General features: G+C 60.4%; 13 protein-coding genes. 5 read left to right on the top strand and 8 right to left on the bottom strand.

Annotated elements, in window-relative coordinates; all coding sequences use genetic code 11:
* Positions 1-281: 281 nt before the first annotated feature.
* Positions 282-1,412, top strand: coding sequence for an ATP-binding protein (locus tag GNZ12_RS34340; protein ID WP_172316424.1), 1,131 nt, complete (start codon positions 282-284; stop codon positions 1,410-1,412).
* Between the two features lie 22 nt (positions 1,413-1,434).
* Here the strand turns inward: GNZ12_RS34340 and GNZ12_RS34335 are convergent, their stop codons facing one another.
* A complete protein-coding gene (locus GNZ12_RS34335) occupies positions 1,435-3,765 on the bottom strand; it encodes a patatin-like phospholipase family protein (protein ID WP_172316423.1) in 2,331 nt (776 codons plus the stop codon).
* 179 nt (positions 3,766-3,944) lie between these two features.
* On the bottom strand, positions 3,945-5,414 hold the full coding sequence (locus GNZ12_RS34330; RefSeq protein ID WP_172316422.1) for a metallophosphoesterase family protein: 1,470 nt from the start codon (positions 5,412-5,414) through the stop codon (positions 3,945-3,947).
* A gap of 356 nt (positions 5,415-5,770) precedes the next feature.
* Between GNZ12_RS34330 and GNZ12_RS34325 the strand changes: the two genes are divergently transcribed.
* Positions 5,771-6,739, top strand: a complete 969-nt coding sequence (locus GNZ12_RS34325) for a hypothetical protein (RefSeq protein ID WP_172316421.1) — start codon at positions 5,771-5,773, stop codon at positions 6,737-6,739.
* 146 nt (positions 6,740-6,885) lie between these two features.
* On the top strand, positions 6,886-7,131 hold the full coding sequence (locus GNZ12_RS34320; RefSeq protein ID WP_328806103.1) for a hypothetical protein: 246 nt from the start codon (positions 6,886-6,888) through the stop codon (positions 7,129-7,131).
* Positions 7,132-7,290: 159 nt separating this feature from the next.
* Here GNZ12_RS34320 and GNZ12_RS34315 read toward each other — a convergent pair whose 3' ends face one another.
* The 4 genes from GNZ12_RS34315 to GNZ12_RS34300 form a co-directional block, all read right to left on the bottom strand.
* Positions 7,291-7,683 (bottom strand): 2-oxoglutarate dehydrogenase, encoded by a 393-nt coding sequence (locus GNZ12_RS34315; protein WP_235993968.1) that lies wholly within the window; start codon positions 7,681-7,683, stop codon positions 7,291-7,293.
* Between the two features lie 61 nt (positions 7,684-7,744).
* Entirely contained in the window at positions 7,745-9,586 is a 1,842-nt protein-coding gene (locus GNZ12_RS34310) for a S10 family serine carboxypeptidase-like protein (protein WP_172316420.1), read from the bottom strand.
* A 552-nt stretch (positions 9,587-10,138) separates the two neighbouring features.
* Positions 10,139-10,627, bottom strand: a complete 489-nt coding sequence (locus tag GNZ12_RS34305; RefSeq protein ID WP_172316419.1) for a GNAT family N-acetyltransferase — start codon at positions 10,625-10,627, stop codon at positions 10,139-10,141.
* 54 nt (positions 10,628-10,681) lie between these two features.
* Positions 10,682-11,899 (bottom strand): sensor histidine kinase, encoded by a 1,218-nt coding sequence (locus GNZ12_RS34300; RefSeq protein ID WP_172316418.1) that lies wholly within the window; start codon positions 11,897-11,899, stop codon positions 10,682-10,684.
* Positions 11,900-12,461: 562 nt separating this feature from the next.
* Between GNZ12_RS34300 and GNZ12_RS34295 the strand changes: the two genes are divergently transcribed.
* Entirely contained in the window at positions 12,462-13,622 is a 1,161-nt protein-coding gene (locus GNZ12_RS34295; protein WP_172316417.1) for a porin, read from the top strand.
* 98 nt (positions 13,623-13,720) lie between these two features.
* On the opposite strand, the gene GNZ12_RS34290 is transcribed toward GNZ12_RS34295, so the two are convergent.
* On the bottom strand, positions 13,721-14,614 hold the full coding sequence (locus GNZ12_RS34290) for a LysR family transcriptional regulator (RefSeq protein ID WP_172316416.1): 894 nt from the start codon (positions 14,612-14,614) through the stop codon (positions 13,721-13,723).
* A gap of 106 nt (positions 14,615-14,720) precedes the next feature.
* Between GNZ12_RS34290 and GNZ12_RS34285 the strand changes: the two genes are divergently transcribed.
* Positions 14,721-15,602, top strand: a complete 882-nt coding sequence (locus GNZ12_RS34285; protein ID WP_172316415.1) for an aldo/keto reductase family oxidoreductase — start codon at positions 14,721-14,723, stop codon at positions 15,600-15,602.
* Positions 15,603-15,917: 315 nt separating this feature from the next.
* On the opposite strand, the gene GNZ12_RS34280 is transcribed toward GNZ12_RS34285, so the two are convergent.
* Complete coding sequence (locus GNZ12_RS34280; RefSeq protein ID WP_172316414.1) at positions 15,918-17,186, bottom strand: MFS transporter; 1,269 nt, start codon at positions 17,184-17,186, stop codon at positions 15,918-15,920.
* Positions 17,187-17,274 lie beyond the last annotated feature (88 nt).

The raw sequence follows: 17,274 nt of genomic DNA, 5'->3' as shown, positions 1-17,274 counted from the left end.
CTTCAGGCGTTTTGCACGATCCGATCGTACTTGGCTACCTTACGCAAACAACGCCGTCCGCTTGTTGATGCTCTCGCTCTGAGCTTCGCCGGTCATGTGCCTTCGCCCTTAACTGCTGAATAGTTACGCGGCGGCAAAGAAAGTAAGTGCCGCCCCGCACAGGGGCAACGCTAATAAACCAAAAACGCAATTAGTGGGCAAAAAAAGTAAGTGCCCGCCCCGCAGAGGGGCAAACACTAACAAACCACAAACGCAATAAAAGAGAAGCAAAGAGAAACCAAATGGCACCCCCAGCGGAGCAAAAAAATCTAACCCCCTACCGCTATGCCAAATGGCGCTGGCACCGTTTCCGCCGCTCCTGGACGGACACTCGCGCGGACCGAATCCCAAGCTGGTCGAGGCTATACGTACGCGTCTACACACGCCTACTGACGCTCACAGTACTAGTACTAGCAGCATCAATCACAACCCTAAGCCTGACACTAAAAACATCGCCATCAATCTGGCAAGCACTAACAACAGCAAAAACGTCAATCCCAATCGCATTGGCAACACTACTGCTTCCAGCAATAACAGCCTACCGTTGGATGCGCCCAGTCTGGCTAGACCTGGTAATGGTGCGCGAACGCGCAATAGACTTCACAGGCGGCAGATTCAACACAAGAGCCCGCGAATCGCACAGCGTCATCATCGGCCCACTGGCCCGCACATTAAACGCCTTAGCCGAGCGCATGGAACGCCTGATCGCCGCGCAGCGCGAACTCACCAACGGCATTTCCCACGAACTCCGCACACCCTTAGCCCGCGTGCGCTTCGCGCTAGAGAACTTGCGAGAACCCGCAACCGCAGCCGAATACAACAGCGCATTGGCGAGCATCGACCAGGACGTCACCGAACTCGACGAGCTCATCGACATGAGCCTGACCTACGCGCGCCTCGAATACAGCTCTCTGCAATCGAACCTCGAATCCACGTCGCTCGCGGCATGGTTCGACAGCCAGATCACGGACGCCACGCTGCTTTACGCGGACAAGCAACTGGTCCCGCAAGTGGACGTGGACACGTCGCTACGCGTCGTGATGGACAAGCGCCTAATGTCCTACGCGATGCGTAACTTGCTGCGCAACGCAAGCAAATACGCGCATTCGCGGATCATGGTCGGCCTGAGCGTCAGGCATGGCAACGTGGAAATCTATGTGGACGACGACGGCGCAGGCGTGCCGCCCGACCAACGCGCGCGCATCTTCAACGCCTTCGTGCGGCTCGATCGTCAGACCGGCGGCTACGGCTTAGGCCTCGCGATTACGCAACAGGTGCTGCGCGCCCATCGCGGGCGCATCGCCGTCACCGATCCATTGACGTTGCGCGGTGCGCGTTTCGAAATGAGCTGGCCGGTGGGCACGGTGGCGTGAAACGCATCGTCCCTGCCTGCTCTCAATAGGTATGGCCCAGCTGGAAGTAAAAGTTATGGCGGCCGCCCGGTGCAAACGCTACACCCAGATATATCGGTCCGAATGAACTGGTCAGCGCAGTGAAAACCGTCACGCTGCGCTTCAGCGATCCGCTGCCGAAGTCCGAATCGCGGTTCCAGACGTTTCCGGCTTCAATGCTCAGCCCTGCAAACAGGCCGCGAATCGGCGACGCGTTGAAGGTGGCGAGCTGATTCATGTACGTCACCTGGCCGTACGCCATCGAATTGCCGGACAGCTGGTCGGCGGCGTAGGCCGACAAATGCTGGAAACCGCCCAGCGTGAAGCCGAACGGATTCGTCAGATTGGTGCCGCCGAAGTCGTTACCCCCTTCGATGCTGGCGTTGATGCTGTGCCGTCCGTAGCTCGCCGCGACGAGGGCTTTGCCGTACACCTCGGTGAAGCTGTCGCTGCCCGCGAACAACGAACGTTCTACGCGTAGTTCGCCGAAATAACCTTTGCGAGCAAACAGCGGATCGTCGAGCTGATCGATCACGAGACGTGCGCGCGCGCTAAGCTGCCGCCCGTAGATATCGGGGAAAAGCAGCGGCGAATTAAACTCATCCTCGAGCGGCAAGTTGTATTGCGGCGACGCGAAACCATGCGCGTACGCCACGCCGATACGGAAGTCGCCGAGACGCGCGAGCGGTACGCCGAAGTCGAGCCCGGCGCGCTCGGTTTGCAGGAGGTATTGCGTGACCTTGACGTTGCCGGAATCGTCGTAGAGATTGGCGTAGCGGCGCTGAAACTCGAGATAGGGCGCGACGTAATAGCCGAAAGAACTCGACAGCGGCTGCCTCAGCTCCGCATGCAGGTTGATCAGATCGCTGCCGACGGTTCCGTCCACGCGCCCTTCGAGCCCTGACGAAGTGAGCCACGGCCGGCGATAACCGAGATGCAGCCGGAAGCCGCCTTCATCTGTCGAACTGCTCGACAACCCCAGCCCGAACAGCAGGAAATTCGGTCCCCACAGCTTCTGTTGCGCGGAGACAATGAGCGTGTGCTGGTCGCCGTCGTCGACGAGTTGCTGGCTCACGCTGTCGAAGTCGCCCGCGGTAGTGAGCGCCAGCAAGTCCTTGTTGAGCGCGACCGGATCGTATACGTCGCCGGGTTGGACGTGCAACGCGGCGCGAATGCGCGCCTCGGGCACGAGCCCTTGCGATGCGATCTCGATCTGCGTGATCCGTACCGGACGCATGGCGGGCGTGCTGTGCCGGGCGCGCCACGCGGCATAATCGGCGGGCGAGAGCGCCAGATGCTGAAGCTGCGGCAAGGCCGCGCGGGCGGCGGCGGCGCCGGCCGCGATCGCCTGGCTCGCGTTGGCGAAATCGGTGAAGCTCAGCGAGCCGAGCGCCGGTTCGATCAGTACGTCACCGGCTTGCAACTGTTCACGTTGCCGCGCGACGTTCTGGTGTATCAGGATGCCGATCATCTGCTGCATGACGTCGGCGGGCGAGGCCAGCGCGTCCAGCGGTCGCAGCGGCGAGCCGATATCGACCGCGATTACGACGTTCGCACCCATGTCGCGCGCCGTTTCGATAGGCAGATTGCTGACGATGCCGCCGTCAACCAGCGTGCGCCCGTCGATATCGGCCGGTGCGAACAGGCCGGGCAACGCCATGCTGGCGCGAATCGCCTGCGGCAGCGAGCCGTGATCGAGCACCACCTTCCGGCCGGTGCGCAGATCGGTCGCGATCGCGCGATACGGGATCGGCAGCCGGTCGAACGACACGTTGCCAGGCACCGCGGACGTCCAGTCCTGCAGCAGCGCTTGCAAGCGGTTGCCCTGGATGAGCCCAACCGGCAACCGGAAGCCGTTGGCGCCGTAGCCGAGCGACAGGCTGTTCACATACAGCCGCTCGTCCTCGCGGCGCGATTGCGGCAGATCGGCGCGTTCGGTGACGTCGAACGCGATGTCCGCGAGATTGATCCCGGCGAGACGGTTCTGCATGTCCTGCGCCGTCATACCGCTCGCGTACAGGCCGCCGACCACCGACCCCATGCTGGTGGCGGCGATACAGTCGACTGGAATGCGGTTTTCCTCGAGCACCTTCAAGACGCCGAGGTGTGCGTAGCCACGTGCGCCTCCGCCTGACAGCACGAGACCGACGGAGGGGCGGCCGGTCGGGCCGCCGTCGGCGCTGCACGCAGAGTCGGCGGCGAGAGCGGGGCGGGCCACGGCGGCGATCCCGCACGCCAGCAGTACCACGGTGCAGCGCAAACGAAGAACGATGGGCGGGCGCCGCGTGTGCGCCGCAGATTGTTGTAGTTGTTTGCTCGCCAACGCTCGACTCATCTGTTTTGATGCAGGAAGAAAACCGAGAGATTACATGGTTTTGCTCCGGTAAAAACAGGTGATCCTGCGTAAACGCGAGTTTGCGAAAAATCGTAGTCGTCACGCTCTGGGTCTCGCGTCAACGCTTGACGTCGAGGCGAAGCGTGTCGGCGCCGGGCGTACGGCGCGACGTCCCGCCACTAACGACGCATCAAAGCACGCACAGCTCTCGCCGCCATCGGATGCCCCAGGTCTGACGCAACGAAATGCGCCACTTTGCGCTCGGCAAGGTTGATCGTCACATAGTCGTTCGGCGCTTTCGTGTTGAGACCGTCAGACGCCGAGTGATACTCGATACGTAACTGCGTCGCGGTGACGACAATGCGCAGATAACCGTAGTTGGTGTCGTCGTAATTTTCCAGCACGACCTGATCCGTGGTGGCCGAAGCCGCCTGCATGATTTGCGGCGCGCGGATGGCGGGCGCGCCCTGCGCGGCGAGCTTGACCAAACCGTGTCCACCGTTGCCGCATACGAGGTAGGGAATCTGCGTGCCGTCCGCAGTTCGCGTGCGCGTGAAGCGCTGATAATTGTGCGCATGGCCGGAAAGAAACGCATGCGGCCATACGCCGTTGGCTTCGCAGACCTTGTCGATCTGCGCCAGCATATCGACGCTCGATCCGTGTCCGCCCGCGCTGTACGGCGGATGATGATCCGCGATCAACAGTGCGCCGGTGAACTTCTCGGCTTTGACACGCTTGAGCGCGGCGTCGAGAAAGTCGAGCTGAGTGCTCCCGATGGTCGGGTTTGAAATCACACCGGGATCTTCGAGCGTGTTGCTGTAGATCGCCAGCACGCGTACGAACGGCGCCTCGAACGTGAAGAATACGCCGGGCTGAATTTGCGCGGTGCGCGACAGTCCGCCGGCTTCGGGCGTAACGGCGAAGGTCTCCGCACAAAAATTTCGCAGGAACGCAGTGAGACTGGCGGCGTGCGCTTCCGGCGAAACCATGCCGTCATGGTTGCCGGCGCAGGCGAGGATCGGCGCCGGATAGTCTCGATACGGTTCGTAAAACTGATCGTAATAGTACTGGCCCTCGCCGAAGCTATAGACGACGTCACCGAGTAACAAGGCGAACTGCGGTACCTCGCTGGCATTCGCTTCGTTGAAGTCGGCGGTCAATTTGTCGGCCACTTCGTTTTGGGTCGCCGGGCCTTTCGTACTGCCGCAATCACCTAGCGCGTGAAATACCAGTTGTCCTGCGGCTGTGATTCTGTCGATGGCGGTTGCGTTGTCACCCATGACTTCGGCCAGCGTGAGTTGGGGCTCCACGCCCCCTCTCGGCGCGGGAAACGGCAACGGAAACAGTTTGTGCTCCGCATTGAGCTTGTCGATTTCCTTGTAGGCCGCATCGTCCGACGGATGCGGCACACGAAACACCGTTGGGTCAGCGGTCGGCTGAGGTTGCGCGAACACGGGCTGGTCCAGCACCCGCGGATGGAGCGTGGTGGCGGCGGTGGTCGTGCTCGCAGGCGGGTTTGAGCCGCTAGCGTGCGCCGTGGCTTTTTTACCGGATGCCGCAGCCTTGCTGGGCGACTTTCGTTTTCCTTCAGCTTTCGCCGTGCTTTCTTTCGCCTTGGCTTTGGGTTTCGACTCGCGTTTTGCCGACATATGCGCCTCTTGAGGAAGAGTAAGCGGGGTGGTGATACGCAAGCGGCTTGCGCCGTTCCGTACATTGAACCCTACGACATGTGCATTTCGGAAAAGTGTCGCGATGGTGTCGAACACGGCTCACGGTCGCGCTCGACCCTGCGCGCGGTACGGGCGGAGCTCACCCCGAAACAATTTATGTCGGCATATGTCGCGGCCCGTTCGAATCGCCCGGAAAGCCTTATCCAGCAGGCCTCTGTCGTCATGAAACAGGGTGACATATCTTCGCTGCTGATTAAAACCATGCGTCCTTCTATAGTCCGTTCGTCGCCACGCCGCAGTGCGCAGAAGTGGCCCGAAATCAAGAAGGACATACCGTGAAAGACTGTTCGTTCGTTGTCCCAGCCACCGGCGCTTTCCCTGCCTCAGTGACCCCCATCGCATCCGTACGCGGCACGCTGCGCAAGCTCGTGCTCACCACAACCGTCGCCGTACTCGCGCTCGGGAGCGCGTCGGCTTTCGCCTGGTCGCAGCACGGCACCGCGTACACCTCGCGCGGCACCTACAACGGCGCGCGTTACGGCTCGTGTGGCGGTGGCAGTTGCTCGCATGCGGGCGGCGTGGCCGGTCCGTACGGCGGCGTGGCGACCAATACCGGTACGGTGACCCGCAACGCGCCGGGCCAGTTCTCGAATTCAGGCACCGCGACGGGACGCTACGGCAACCAGGTCCAGCACGCCGGCGATACCAACTGTGCAGGCGGCACGTGTTCCCACACCGGCACCCTGACCGGACCGGACGGCAAAACAGCCACCACGTCTGGCGACGTGACGAAAACCGCGCCTGGCCAGTATTCGTCGTCCGGGTCGATCACGGGCTCGAACGGGAATACGGTCAACCATTCGGCATCGACAAACTGCGCGGGCGCATCGTGTTCACGTTCGGGCACGGTGACGGGGTCTGATGGCGGGACCGTCTATCACTCCGGTACGGCCACGCGTGTTGCCCCGGGCGTCGTCACGACGTCGACGAGCGCGACGGGTACACACGGCAACACGGTGACGACAAGCGGGACGGTCACGACCACCGGCGTCGTCACGACGGGCAGCACGACGGTCGTGGTTGCACCGAAGCCGGTTGTTGTCGTACCGCCGCCGGCTGTGTATGTGCCGCCGCCTCCGGTTGTGTATGTTCCGCCGCCTCCGGTTGTCTATGTCCCGCCGCCCCCGCCGCCTGCCGTGTATGTTGCGCCGCGCGTTGTCTATGTAGCGCCTGCGCCGCGCCCTGTCGTGTGGGTGCCGGGGCACTGGGTGGGCAATGTCTGGGTGCCGGCGCACTGGTCATGAGTGAAAACGTGCGGGTGAGAACGGGCGATGAGGCCGGGCAAATCGGTCCGCCGTGGATGAGCGAGCAAGGAAGTGCGAAGGCGGTCCGGTCACGTTTCAACGCGGTACGCACACGGACGATATACAAGGTCGGCGCGTTGGCAACGGTGATCGTTGCTACAGGTGTAGCGATTGCAGTGGGTGAGGGCATCACAAAGACTGAAACGCATGTTGTGCACCGGGCGATTGAACCGGGACAGGACTGTTCGGCGAAATACGCAGCGTTGCTCGACCTTGCCGAATTGGCGAGACGTGATGGCAAATCGTCTGAGGTCGTGGTGCGCGGGCTGAGCGACCGCGGCGGGGCAATGAGCGGATGTTTGCCGACGGGCAAGAATACGCGGTCCGATTAAAAGCATGGAACCCGAACGGGGCTGGGAGGCCGTTCAGTTTTTGTTAGAGGCGGTGTATCGACGAAGGCGGTTCACATAGGCAACGGTGCGTTTGCTTGCGGCCAAAGCGGGCGCTCCAGATCCTTGAACAAGGAGCGCCCCATAGTCACTGCCCGACGGCTACCGGCCCTGCTGCTGCAGATACTGCCTGACGTCGTTCATGGTCACACTCCCTTTATGGCTTGTATCGATCTGATCGAAGTGCTTGGCGACATAGCCGAGCCCTTCGGTCTGGGCCTGAGTTTTTGTGACCGCCGCGCCATTGCTAAGGGCTGTGTTGGCCCCCAGCCGTGCTTCGAGCCGCTGTTGAGCTTCCTGCTGCAGTGCCGTACCGGTCGACGGCGCGATAGGGGCAGCACGGTTTTGAGGGAAGAACGGACCGTCGACACCTCTCGCCCCATTTGGCGGCGTCGCCGGCGCCACCGCTTGCGGCGGTAACGCATGCGCGCTGCCAATAAAGCAGCCGAGGGCGATCAACGGGGAAACACGCCGCAACATATCGAAAAGAGACATGATGACTCGCATTGATTGAGTGAATAGAGTATCGCGAACGAGGCACATCGCGTCAGTTCAGTCAGGGTGCCGTGGCTTGCGCCGTGGCGGTGGCGGTCGGCTGACTGGCGGGGCTTTCGTCGTGCCACGGCGCCGGCAGCGTCCAGAGCGCGAGTGCATCCGGAAGCGGCGTGCCCCGATAGAAGCGCACCAGATCCCGTTTCATCAGCGGACGGGCGACGTCATCCAGATAGATCATATGTCCGCCCTGGAAGAAGTTGACCTGCAGGTCCGGATTCAGACCGGGTACCGTTTGCAGCCGCGCCAGTTGCTTCTCGGTGTTGAAGAACGGTGTGGCCAGATCATGAAAGCCGTTTTCCGAGAGTACTCTGAGTGTCGGGTTGAGCGTCAGCGCGCCCAGCAGATCCGGGATCGTATCGGGCAGGGGCTGTCCGTCATGCGAGAAGTCCCACACGTTGATGATGTTGTCGTTCAGCGGCAAATAGGTCGCGTTTGGCGCCGTATACCCCAAGTAGTCAGGCATCTGCGTCGCCAGCGCCGTGGTGAACGGCTGGGAGATCAGGATGTCGGACGGGTCCCCGTCGTTTTGCAGACGCGGATCCGAGTTCGGCAATGACACGCGTCCGTCGTACCGGCCAATCGTCGTGCCAGGCAGAAGGCTTGTCGAGAACGGGTTCGCGCCGAAGTAGCCCTGCAGCGCCTGCGTGGTCAAACTGGACGGGATGGTCCACGACTGAAGCGTTTGGGCACTCGGAAACACCGGCGTACCCAGCGCGTCGGGTATGCCGAGCTGACTGAGTACCCACGATTGCGAATACCGCCTGAACCGGTTGTACTCGGCCGTGACGAACAGGCTCGCCTGCAGTGCGTAGAGGTCCTGATTGCGCGGTGCTGGCGACACCTGGTTGTAGTAAGCCGCGACTTCCGCGTAGCCGGGGAAATAGCCGGCCAACGTGTCCGTATCCAATGCCAGCGCGCTCGTCGAGTTCGTAATGGCGACGGCCTCGATTGCATCCGCGAAATAGTTCAGGATTGAAGACTGAAGGACGATGCCGATCAGATGCACGCCCGCCGATTCAAGCGCCAATGCGAGCATATCGGTGCGAGGCGTACCGTACGACTCGCCGTACAGATAGATCGGCGAACTGCTGCGATTGTTGACCGTCAGATAGCGCTGGATGAAGTCGCGCATGATGTTGACGTCCGCGTCGGTCGTCCAGTACTTCTGGTTCGTATTCGGCAGAATCGCCTCGGAAAGGCCGGTTCCAGGCGGGTCGATGAAGACCATGTCCGTGGTGTCGATCAGGCTGTCCTTATTGTCGACGAGCGGATAATTCGGCCAGTTGCCAAACACCGGGTCGGGCGTGGCGACCCGCGTCGGTGCGAATGACCCGAGCCGCAGCCAGATCGAAGAGGAGCCCGGGCCGCCGTTATAGACGAACGTGACGGGCCGCGGCGAGCCGTTCGTACTCGGCGCGGTGTACGCGACATAGGACATCGTGGCTTCAGGGTTGCCGCTCGAATCGGCGGCCGTCAAATGGCCTGTCGTCGTGGTGTAGTTGATCGGTGTTCTGCCTAACGTCCATTGGTAGTGCATGACCGCCGCTTTCTCCGAGGCCTGAGCCGGCGCAAGACCATCGGTGGCGTTGCCCGAATAGGCGACCGGGTCGATATAGGTTTGATTGCCTGCTGGCGACTGCGCGGCGGCCTGTTGTGCGGTGAGTTGCTGATTCGCTGCAGTCTGCTGCATGCTCACAGCCGTGCCTGAGGGGGAGCTGCCGTCCCCTCCGCCGCAACCGCCGAGAAACATGATCGCGACCGCTAAAGTGCCCAAGCCCGGCAGCCTGCCATGGCGATGATGGTGATGATGGCTATGGCCGGTAAGACGCTCGTCTCGTTTCATCTCTATCCTTGGTGGTGGGTTCAGATACCAATTCACAAAGGCCGCTCATCGCCGATGAGGATATATCGGAGTTCGAAATATTGATGGTGCATCGTCGGCATGCAGCGGTTGAGACCAACTTACTTCAAAGCGCATAGATTCAGATCTCTATGCAGTATGCGTAGAATAACTAAATATCTGGTTTGAATATTCCGGTTCTTTTCGGGATGTTTTCTGCAATCGGATATTCCTATATTGGCGGCAGATGAAAAATAGGTGACGCCACCAGAGTTTGTCAAGAATGTACCGGATTTCCGTAATTGCAATTCCGGGAAATGCTTGAATTCGCGCGGGAGTCAGCCAGTCCGGGTATGAGGCAAGTGTGAGTTAATCGATTATTTATTACGAAATAAAATGTTTTTGTTTGTTAATCGTAATAATTAAGACGTGCCGACGAACGCAAGCGTCCCGCTCATACGGGAAGCCATGAAGCCGTGAAGTCGTGAGGTTCCGCCAGTCGGACGGATTGGACGGCCTGCCGCACCGTTGCAGGGATAAACGCGCGCCGTATGGCTACGTGGCCTGACTTCCCGGACGTGTCAGATCGCGTTCCATAAAGATCGTGCCCGCAATCGGATTGAAAACATAAGCCGGGATTGGCTCGAAACCAAGCGACGTATAAAGCTGTTGCGCGGCCTGCATGTCGGGAAGCGTGTCGAGACGAATGCGCGTATATCCCGCCTCCTGAGCTAGTCGGCAAATCAGCGTTGCCAATTGCCTGCCGACCTGCTGGCCGCGTCCAGATGGACGGATATAAAGGCGTTTCATTTCGCACGTCAATTCGTCCAAAGGACGCATTGCGACACAGCCAACCACGTCCTCATTGTTCAGCGCGAGAAGAACACGCCCGCGGGGCGCCGCAAACTTGCCAGGCAACTCCGCGAGTTCCGACTCGAAATTCTGGAAGCTCAGATCGATGCTCAGGCTTTCCGCATACTCGCGAAATATCGCCCGCACAACTTCAAGCTGTTCGGGAAAGCGAGAGGGATAAATTTCTACCATTCACGCGTCTCCATCGCCTTACCACCGGTTATGGCGTGAGTTGCCAGCAGCCGTTTAGTCGGTTTCAGCGAGCACCAGCGGGAACCGGATTTCGAACGTGGTCCCTACGCCTTCGCGTGACGCAAAATCGATCTGACCGTTCAACACGCGGCAAAGCTCCTTGACGATCGCGAGGCCGAGGCCCGTGCCGGGAATATCTTCGCCGGCAGCGCGTTCGAATTCGTCGAATACCCGGTCTGCATCCGAAGGTGCTATGCCCACGCCGGTATCCGACACGCGAATCGACCAGTGCTCCGTGCCGGCTGTTGCGAAGGTCAGTTCGATCTCGCCGGACTTCGTGTACTTGGTTGCGTTGGAGAGCAAATTGACTGCAATCTGCTTAAGCTTGAGACGATTGGACGTGGCAGTGGATAGCGCCGGATCGAACGCCGCGCGCAACTTCAGCCCTTTGGCTTCGATTGCCGGACGCGAGGCGGTGACGAGTTCATCGTAAAGCTCATGCAGCTCAACCGGCTCCCGTGTGAGTTGTGTACCGTCGCCGAGCACGACGGAGTACTCGACCATCTGGTCGACGAGTTGTTTCATGTCCGAGGCTTGCCGGTTGGCGAGCGTCAACGCCATATCGGCCTTTGAAGGCGCCCGTTCGATCAGTTGCAGCGCAATGGAAAACGCGTTCAGAAAATTGCGCAGATCATGGACCACGCTGCGGGTGATCTGCATGCGTGAGTCGTAAAGATCGCCGACCAGCCGCTGCTTGAGCGTCAGTTCGTGATTGGCGCGCTCGAGCCTGCCGGTGTACTCATCGATCTTGCGGTCCCGTTCGTTGACCACCTCCTTGATCGACGTGAGCGTTACCATGCTGAGTGTTTCGGCGACGAGGCGCCGCGCGCGGCCTTCGTGGCGGCGTGTGAACGTGCTGTCCTGGTCGGCGAATTCTTCTAGCGCGTCGGCGAGCACCTGATGAAACAGATCGAGTTCGCGCACGAGTTCCTCGATCCGGTAGCCCTGACGCCAACGAACCATGCCGTGTTTTCTCGCATCGCGTTCGATCGCCGTCTCGACGCGTTCGAGATCTTCGACGTCGAGCGCACGGCATAGTCCTTCGAGAATTTCCGGCAGGTGATCGGCGAGCTGTTGATGGGTGAGCTTGTCCGCTTCGACGACGTCGGTATCGCCGAAAACGGCTTTCATCCATTGTTCGGTCAGGCGCGGCCGTTGCTCGCGAATGAAATCGGCAAATTTGCGCAGCGGGCTAAGGCGTGTTTCGGTCATATTGGCAGCATCGAGGTGCGGTTTCTACCCCATTATCACCGCAATTGCTGATCGTGGAACACCTCTTGCGTAACCCGGGCGAGATGACCATGACGTTTAAGCCGGCGGCCCCTGATGTTGCCGCTTAAGCAGCTTCGTGCCCAGCGATATTTTTCGTTCGAGCGTGTGGGGGTAAGGGCAAGGGCTCGACCTCGCCGACATTGTTATTTTGGCGCAACGCCAATTTTTTGACGCCACGCCAGTTTATTTTTGACGCGCTATTTATATCAGGCGTCATATCATCGCACTCTTCATTTTCGGCGGCGCTCGCAACACGCGCCTGCGTAACGCAATTGACAACCATGCTGTAGTCAGCATGCGCCATTGGCACGTTATTGGAATGCGCTACACGCAATAATCAGCAAACAGTATCGGACGTTTTCGCCATTCGCGCGGCCCCCGGGCGTGCGAATGCGTTGCCTGTCCGTTCTTGGATCTTGCTGGCGGTCAACACGCTCGCCAGTAGGTATCGAACGCACGCAATTGATTACACCATCACCGCTAAATCACGGAGCCAACAGGTATGAAAAAGTCTTTACTCGTGGTCGCGCTTTCCGGCGCCTTTGCTATTTCGGCGCATGCGCAAAGCAGCGTGACGCTCTATGGCCTTATCGATGCGGGATTGATCTACACGAACAATCAGGGCGGACATACGAACTGGCAGGAAGTGACCAGCTCGACGCAAAACACGGTCTTCGGCCTCAAAGGCTCAGAGGATCTCGGTGGCGGCTTGCATGCGGTCTTCAAACTGGAGCAGGGATTCCTGCTGAATAACGGCGCTCAGGCTTTCTCCGGCGACGGTTTCGGCTCTCAGGCGTGGGTCGGTTTGCAGAGCGATCCATACGGCACCTTGACGTTCGGCCGCCAGTTCGACGTGATGAACGACCTCGTCGGACCGCTCACGGCAGGGTCCAACACGTGGGGCGGCAACATGGCCGCGCATCCGTTCGAAAACGACAACCTTGCTGCGGACTCGGTGGTTGTCAACAATACGGTCAAGTACGCGAGCCCGACTTACCACGGCGTCACGTTCGAAACGATGTATGCCTTCAGCAATAAGGCAGGCAACTTCGCGGACAACCGCTCATATGGCTTCGGCGTTTCCTATACGCAAGGGCCGCTCAATCTTGCTGCCGGCTACCTGCAATTCAACAACGCAGGCAGCGCAGGGGGAGCCGTTACCACGGGCGATACCAGCGCGAACTTCCTCGCGGAACGCCAGCGTGTCTGGTCGCTTGGCGGTAACTACACGTTCGGACCGGCGACCGTTGGCCTCGTCTGGAGCCATACGCAACTGGACAACGCGTCGGGCGTCTTCTCCTTCGGAACGGGCACCTATCTTGGTGCGAACGACGCTTCCGCCGGAACCCTGGCTGGCTCGCTGCGCCTTGACAACTACGAAGCAAACGTCAAGTATGCGATCACACCAGCGTTGAGTGTATCGGGCGCGTACACCTACACGCATGGTGCTTATAACGGCTCGTCGCCGGGATGGAATACGGGGATGCTTCAGGCCGATTATTCGATCAGCAAGCGTACCGACTTCTATCTTGAAGGCGTCTATCAGAACGTGCACGGCGCACCTGCGGACTCGGTGCTCTCGCATGCCATGATCAACACGCTCTCGCCGTCGTCGTCGAACACGCAAGTGGCGGTCACGGTGGGGATGCGTCACGCATTCTGATCGGTCTTGCGTCGCGCGATCCGCAATGACGTATGCCTGCATCTTATCGGGCATACGTCGCGGTGCGTACGCTTGCGGCTGATGGTCGGCGTATCCGCCTAACCACCCGCCTTCAGAAAATCGACAAATACGCGCAACGGTGCCGGCAAGTGACGGCGGCCCGGATAGTAAAGAAACGGCCCCGAAAAGCGCTGCCACCACGGCTCCAGGATCGGCTCCAACGCGCCGCTATCGAGATGCGGGCGCAACATATCTTCGAACAGGTGAATCACCCCCACGCCTGCGACAGCAGTACTGACTGCAAGGTCGATCGCCGCGCCGGGCCTGACGAGGAGCGGTCCCGACGGATTCAACTGCACGACCTCGCCGTCACGCTCGAAATACCAGGTCGGTGTAGCGCCGCCGGCAAATTGGCCACGCAAGCACGCATGAGAGAGCAGGTCGCGCGGATGCCCGGGTCTGCCATGCGTGTCGAGATAGTCCGGCGCCGCGGCCGTCGCGAAACGCTGCACACGCGGCCCGATGGGAATCGCGATCATGTCCTGTTCAAGCCGTTCGTCGTAGCGAATGCCCGCGTCGCAGCCGATCGATAGCACATCGACGAAGCCGTCCTCAACCACGACTTCCACGCGGATGTCGGGATAGGCCTTCAGGAACTGGGGAATGACGCTCGGCAATACGATGCGTGCGGCGCTCGACGGGACGTTGAGTTTGAGCGTGCCGCTCGGCTTGTCCCTGAACACGTTCAGGATGTCCAGCGCGGCTTCCATCTCGCTGAACAATGGCGTCAACTTTTCGATCAGACGCAATCCGGCTTCAGTCGGGGCCACGCTGCGCGTGGTTCGGTTGAGCAGGCGCATACCGAGTTTCGACTCGAGACGGCGCACGGCAATGCTCAGGCTGGAGGCGGAGACGCCGCTGATGCGCGCGGCGTCGCGAAAGCCGCCGGCGCGAGCGACTGAAACGAATGCGGCAAGATCGTTGAATTCCATGGTCGTTGTTCAAAATGTTTAACAACCCGTGCAATTTAGGCTGGATTATCGAACAACGCAATCCCCGCCATACTGACGCTCAACACCTCACATCAAGGAGCGCACTATGTCGAACTTCACACCCGTGGCGACCTATCTGCTGGCTGGCCAGTCCGTGCAACGCATGGGCTATGGCGCCATGCAACTGGCCGGCCCCGGCGTATTCGGGCCGCCGAAAGATCGTGATGCAGCGATCGCCGTACTGCGCGAAGCGGTGGCGTCGGGCGTCAATCACATCGATACGAGCGATTTCTACGGTCCTCACATCACCAACCAGCTGATTCGTGAAGCACTGCATCCTTATCCGGGTGACCTCGTGATCGTCACCAAGGTTGGCGCGGTGCGTGGTAACGATGGCGCGTGGCTGCCGGCGCTCGAACCGGCAGATATCGAGCGCGGCGTTCACGACAACCTTCGCAATCTCGGTGTCGATGCGCTCGACGTCGTCAATATGCGAATCATGGGCAGCGTGCATGCACCTGCCGAAGGGTCGATTGAAAAGCAGGTCGCGGCGCTTGCCGAACTTCAACAGCGCGGGCTGGTTCGCCATATCGGTTTGAGCAACGTGACCGCGGCCCAGGTCGCCGAGGCGCAGGGCATCGCGGAGATCGTCTGCGTGCAGAATCACTACAACCTGGTGCACCGCGAAGACGACGCACTGGTCGATGACCTGGCGGCGAAGGGGATCGCTTACGTACCGTTCTTTCCGCTTGGCAGATTCACGCCGATTCAATCGTCAGCGCTGTCCACGCTCGCGCAAACGATCGGCGCGACGCCCATGCAGGTGGCACTCGCCTGGCTTCTGTATCGTGCGCCTAACATTCTGCTGATTCCGGGTACGTCGTCGCTTGGGCATCTGCGTGAAAACATGCAGGCAGCACGCTTGAACTTGACCGACGAGGTGCGCGCCGAACTGGATGCGATTGGCGGGGAGAAGGGGGAAGCGTGATCGCGCGTAGTGGATCGCGTACCGGACTCGTATCGGCCCGGTGCAATCGATGTCCTCGCGGAGCCTGGTCGACTCAGGTCCCAGCGCTTTCACGGGCGTTCACGTCGCCACCGAGTCCACGATGCCGCCGGTGTTCATTCAGGACATGATCAAGTTTCCCGACTGCGTGCATGGCGGTCCGGGCAGGCATTTTGCTGGCAGTTCTTTGGTCGGAGACTAAGGAGCAGCGCATGGTTGATAACCCGAAAAATCCTATCGAAGAGCGGCGCCGTCTTGGTGGTTGGCTGCCGCGCAAAGAAGTCGAACTGGTGGCGTTTAGAAAGGACCTGGCGAAGCAGCCGCAGCAGCGGCCTCGCGGCGCGCGAGCAGGCGGGGTGCAGTTTCCATCAGCGCCAGCGACACGAACGCGCCACAGGACAGGCCGACAAGCGCGAACGGCAGGGTGAACTGGATGCCGTAGTGCTGTGCGATGAACCCGGCCATAGCGGGCGCGACACCGCCACCGAATATTTCGCCCGCGCCAGACGTGATGCCGATCGCCGATGCGACGAGTCCTTGTGGTGCGGCCTCGGTCGCGATCGGGCCGGTAAATAGGCCGAGCAGCCCGAGCGCGAAGAACGAAACGACGAAAAGGGCGAAAAAGAGGGCCCATGGATCGGCGCCAATTCGCGCAAACACGTAGAGCGAGATGGCTGCCAGGACAAACGAGGCTACCGCCGTGACCCGACGTCCGATGAAGTCGGACACGCCCGCGAGCGCGAATTCGCCGATGAAGCCGCCGACGCCCAGCGCCGACACGACGAACCCCATGTGTTCGGTGTCGAGGTGCAGGTAGTCGACGAGATAGTTGGGCACCATGGCGCTGATGACGAAGATGCCCGCCATTGCGCAAAGCGTCGCGAGCATCGCGAGGACGACATTGCGGCTGCGGAACAGCGTGCTCCAGCGTGGTTTGTCCGATGCGCGCACATTGGCCTTGCCGTCAAACTCGCCGCGCGGGTGGTCGCGCAGCATCATTGTTATCAGTAGCGCGACGACGAACCCCGGAATGGCTGAGATCGCGAATACCCAGTGCCACGACGGCAGCACACGCAGCAACTGCGTCGCGATGATGGGCGCGAGACCGAGCCCCATCAGCGCGGCCATGCTGAATAGCAACCCTTGGTTGAAGCCGCGCCTCGACGGGTGCGACACCTCGTCAGTCGCCGCGACGCCCGCCGGCAGAAACGCGCCCTCGGCAACGCCCATCATTGCGCGGATCAGCAGGAGACTGGCGAATCCGCTCGCGAAACCGGAGAAGCTTGAGAGTAGCGAAAACAGAACCATCGACGCGATTATGATCTTGCGGTGGCCGATCCGGTCGGCCAGCCGGCCCATCGTAATCGCGCAGATCCCCCAGGTCAGACTTAGGATTCCGATGAGTGCCCCGAACTGCTGATAGTCGAGACCCAGATCCTTCATCATGTGTGGAAACAGCGGGGCGATGATCCAGCGGTCAAGGCCGACCAATGCGAATCCGAGAGCGAGCAGGATGAGCGTCTTGCGCTCGTAGCCCGTGTCATGCGGGATATCGTTTTGCAACATGGTTATCTCCATTTGGTTATTTCGGATGCCGAATTAAGATGATTATTTCTATTTTTAATGCGATCGCGCGCTAATTCCAGTTTATTAC

This window comes from Paraburkholderia solitsugae, from assembly GCF_013177695.1.
Lineage (GTDB): Bacteria > Pseudomonadota > Gammaproteobacteria > Burkholderiales > Burkholderiaceae > Paraburkholderia > Paraburkholderia solitsugae.
The sequence above is the reverse complement of the archived record's forward strand: the minus strand, read 5'-3'. Positions and strand labels throughout refer to the sequence as shown.

What these genes read in the sequence shown, in the direction of transcription:
- GNZ12_RS34305 (WP_172316419.1), bottom strand. Translation starts at nt 10,627, where the DNA reads ATGGTAGAAATTTATCCCTCTCGCTTTCCCGAACAGCTTGAAGTTGTG.
- GNZ12_RS34330 (WP_172316422.1), bottom strand. Translation starts at nt 5,414, where the DNA reads ATGTCGGCAAAACGCGAGTCGAAACCCAAAGCCAAGGCGAAAGAAAGC.
- GNZ12_RS34295 (WP_172316417.1), top strand. Translation starts at nt 12,462, where the DNA reads ATGAAAAAGTCTTTACTCGTGGTCGCGCTTTCCGGCGCCTTTGCTATT.
- GNZ12_RS34300 (WP_172316418.1), bottom strand. Translation starts at nt 11,899, where the DNA reads ATGACCGAAACACGCCTTAGCCCGCTGCGCAAATTTGCCGATTTCATT.
- GNZ12_RS34290 (WP_172316416.1), bottom strand. Translation starts at nt 14,614, where the DNA reads ATGGAATTCAACGATCTTGCCGCATTCGTTTCAGTCGCTCGCGCCGGC.
- GNZ12_RS34335 (WP_172316423.1), bottom strand. Translation starts at nt 3,765, where the DNA reads ATGAGTCGAGCGTTGGCGAGCAAACAACTACAACAATCTGCGGCGCAC.
- GNZ12_RS34285 (WP_172316415.1), top strand. Translation starts at nt 14,721, where the DNA reads ATGTCGAACTTCACACCCGTGGCGACCTATCTGCTGGCTGGCCAGTCC.
- GNZ12_RS34280 (WP_172316414.1), bottom strand. Translation starts at nt 17,186, where the DNA reads ATGTTGCAAAACGATATCCCGCATGACACGGGCTACGAGCGCAAGACG.
- GNZ12_RS34340 (WP_172316424.1), top strand. Translation starts at nt 282, where the DNA reads ATGGCACCCCCAGCGGAGCAAAAAAATCTAACCCCCTACCGCTATGCC.
- GNZ12_RS34310 (WP_172316420.1), bottom strand. Translation starts at nt 9,586, where the DNA reads ATGAAACGAGACGAGCGTCTTACCGGCCATAGCCATCATCACCATCAT.
- GNZ12_RS34315 (WP_235993968.1), bottom strand. Translation starts at nt 7,683, where the DNA reads ATGTCTCTTTTCGATATGTTGCGGCGTGTTTCCCCGTTGATCGCCCTC.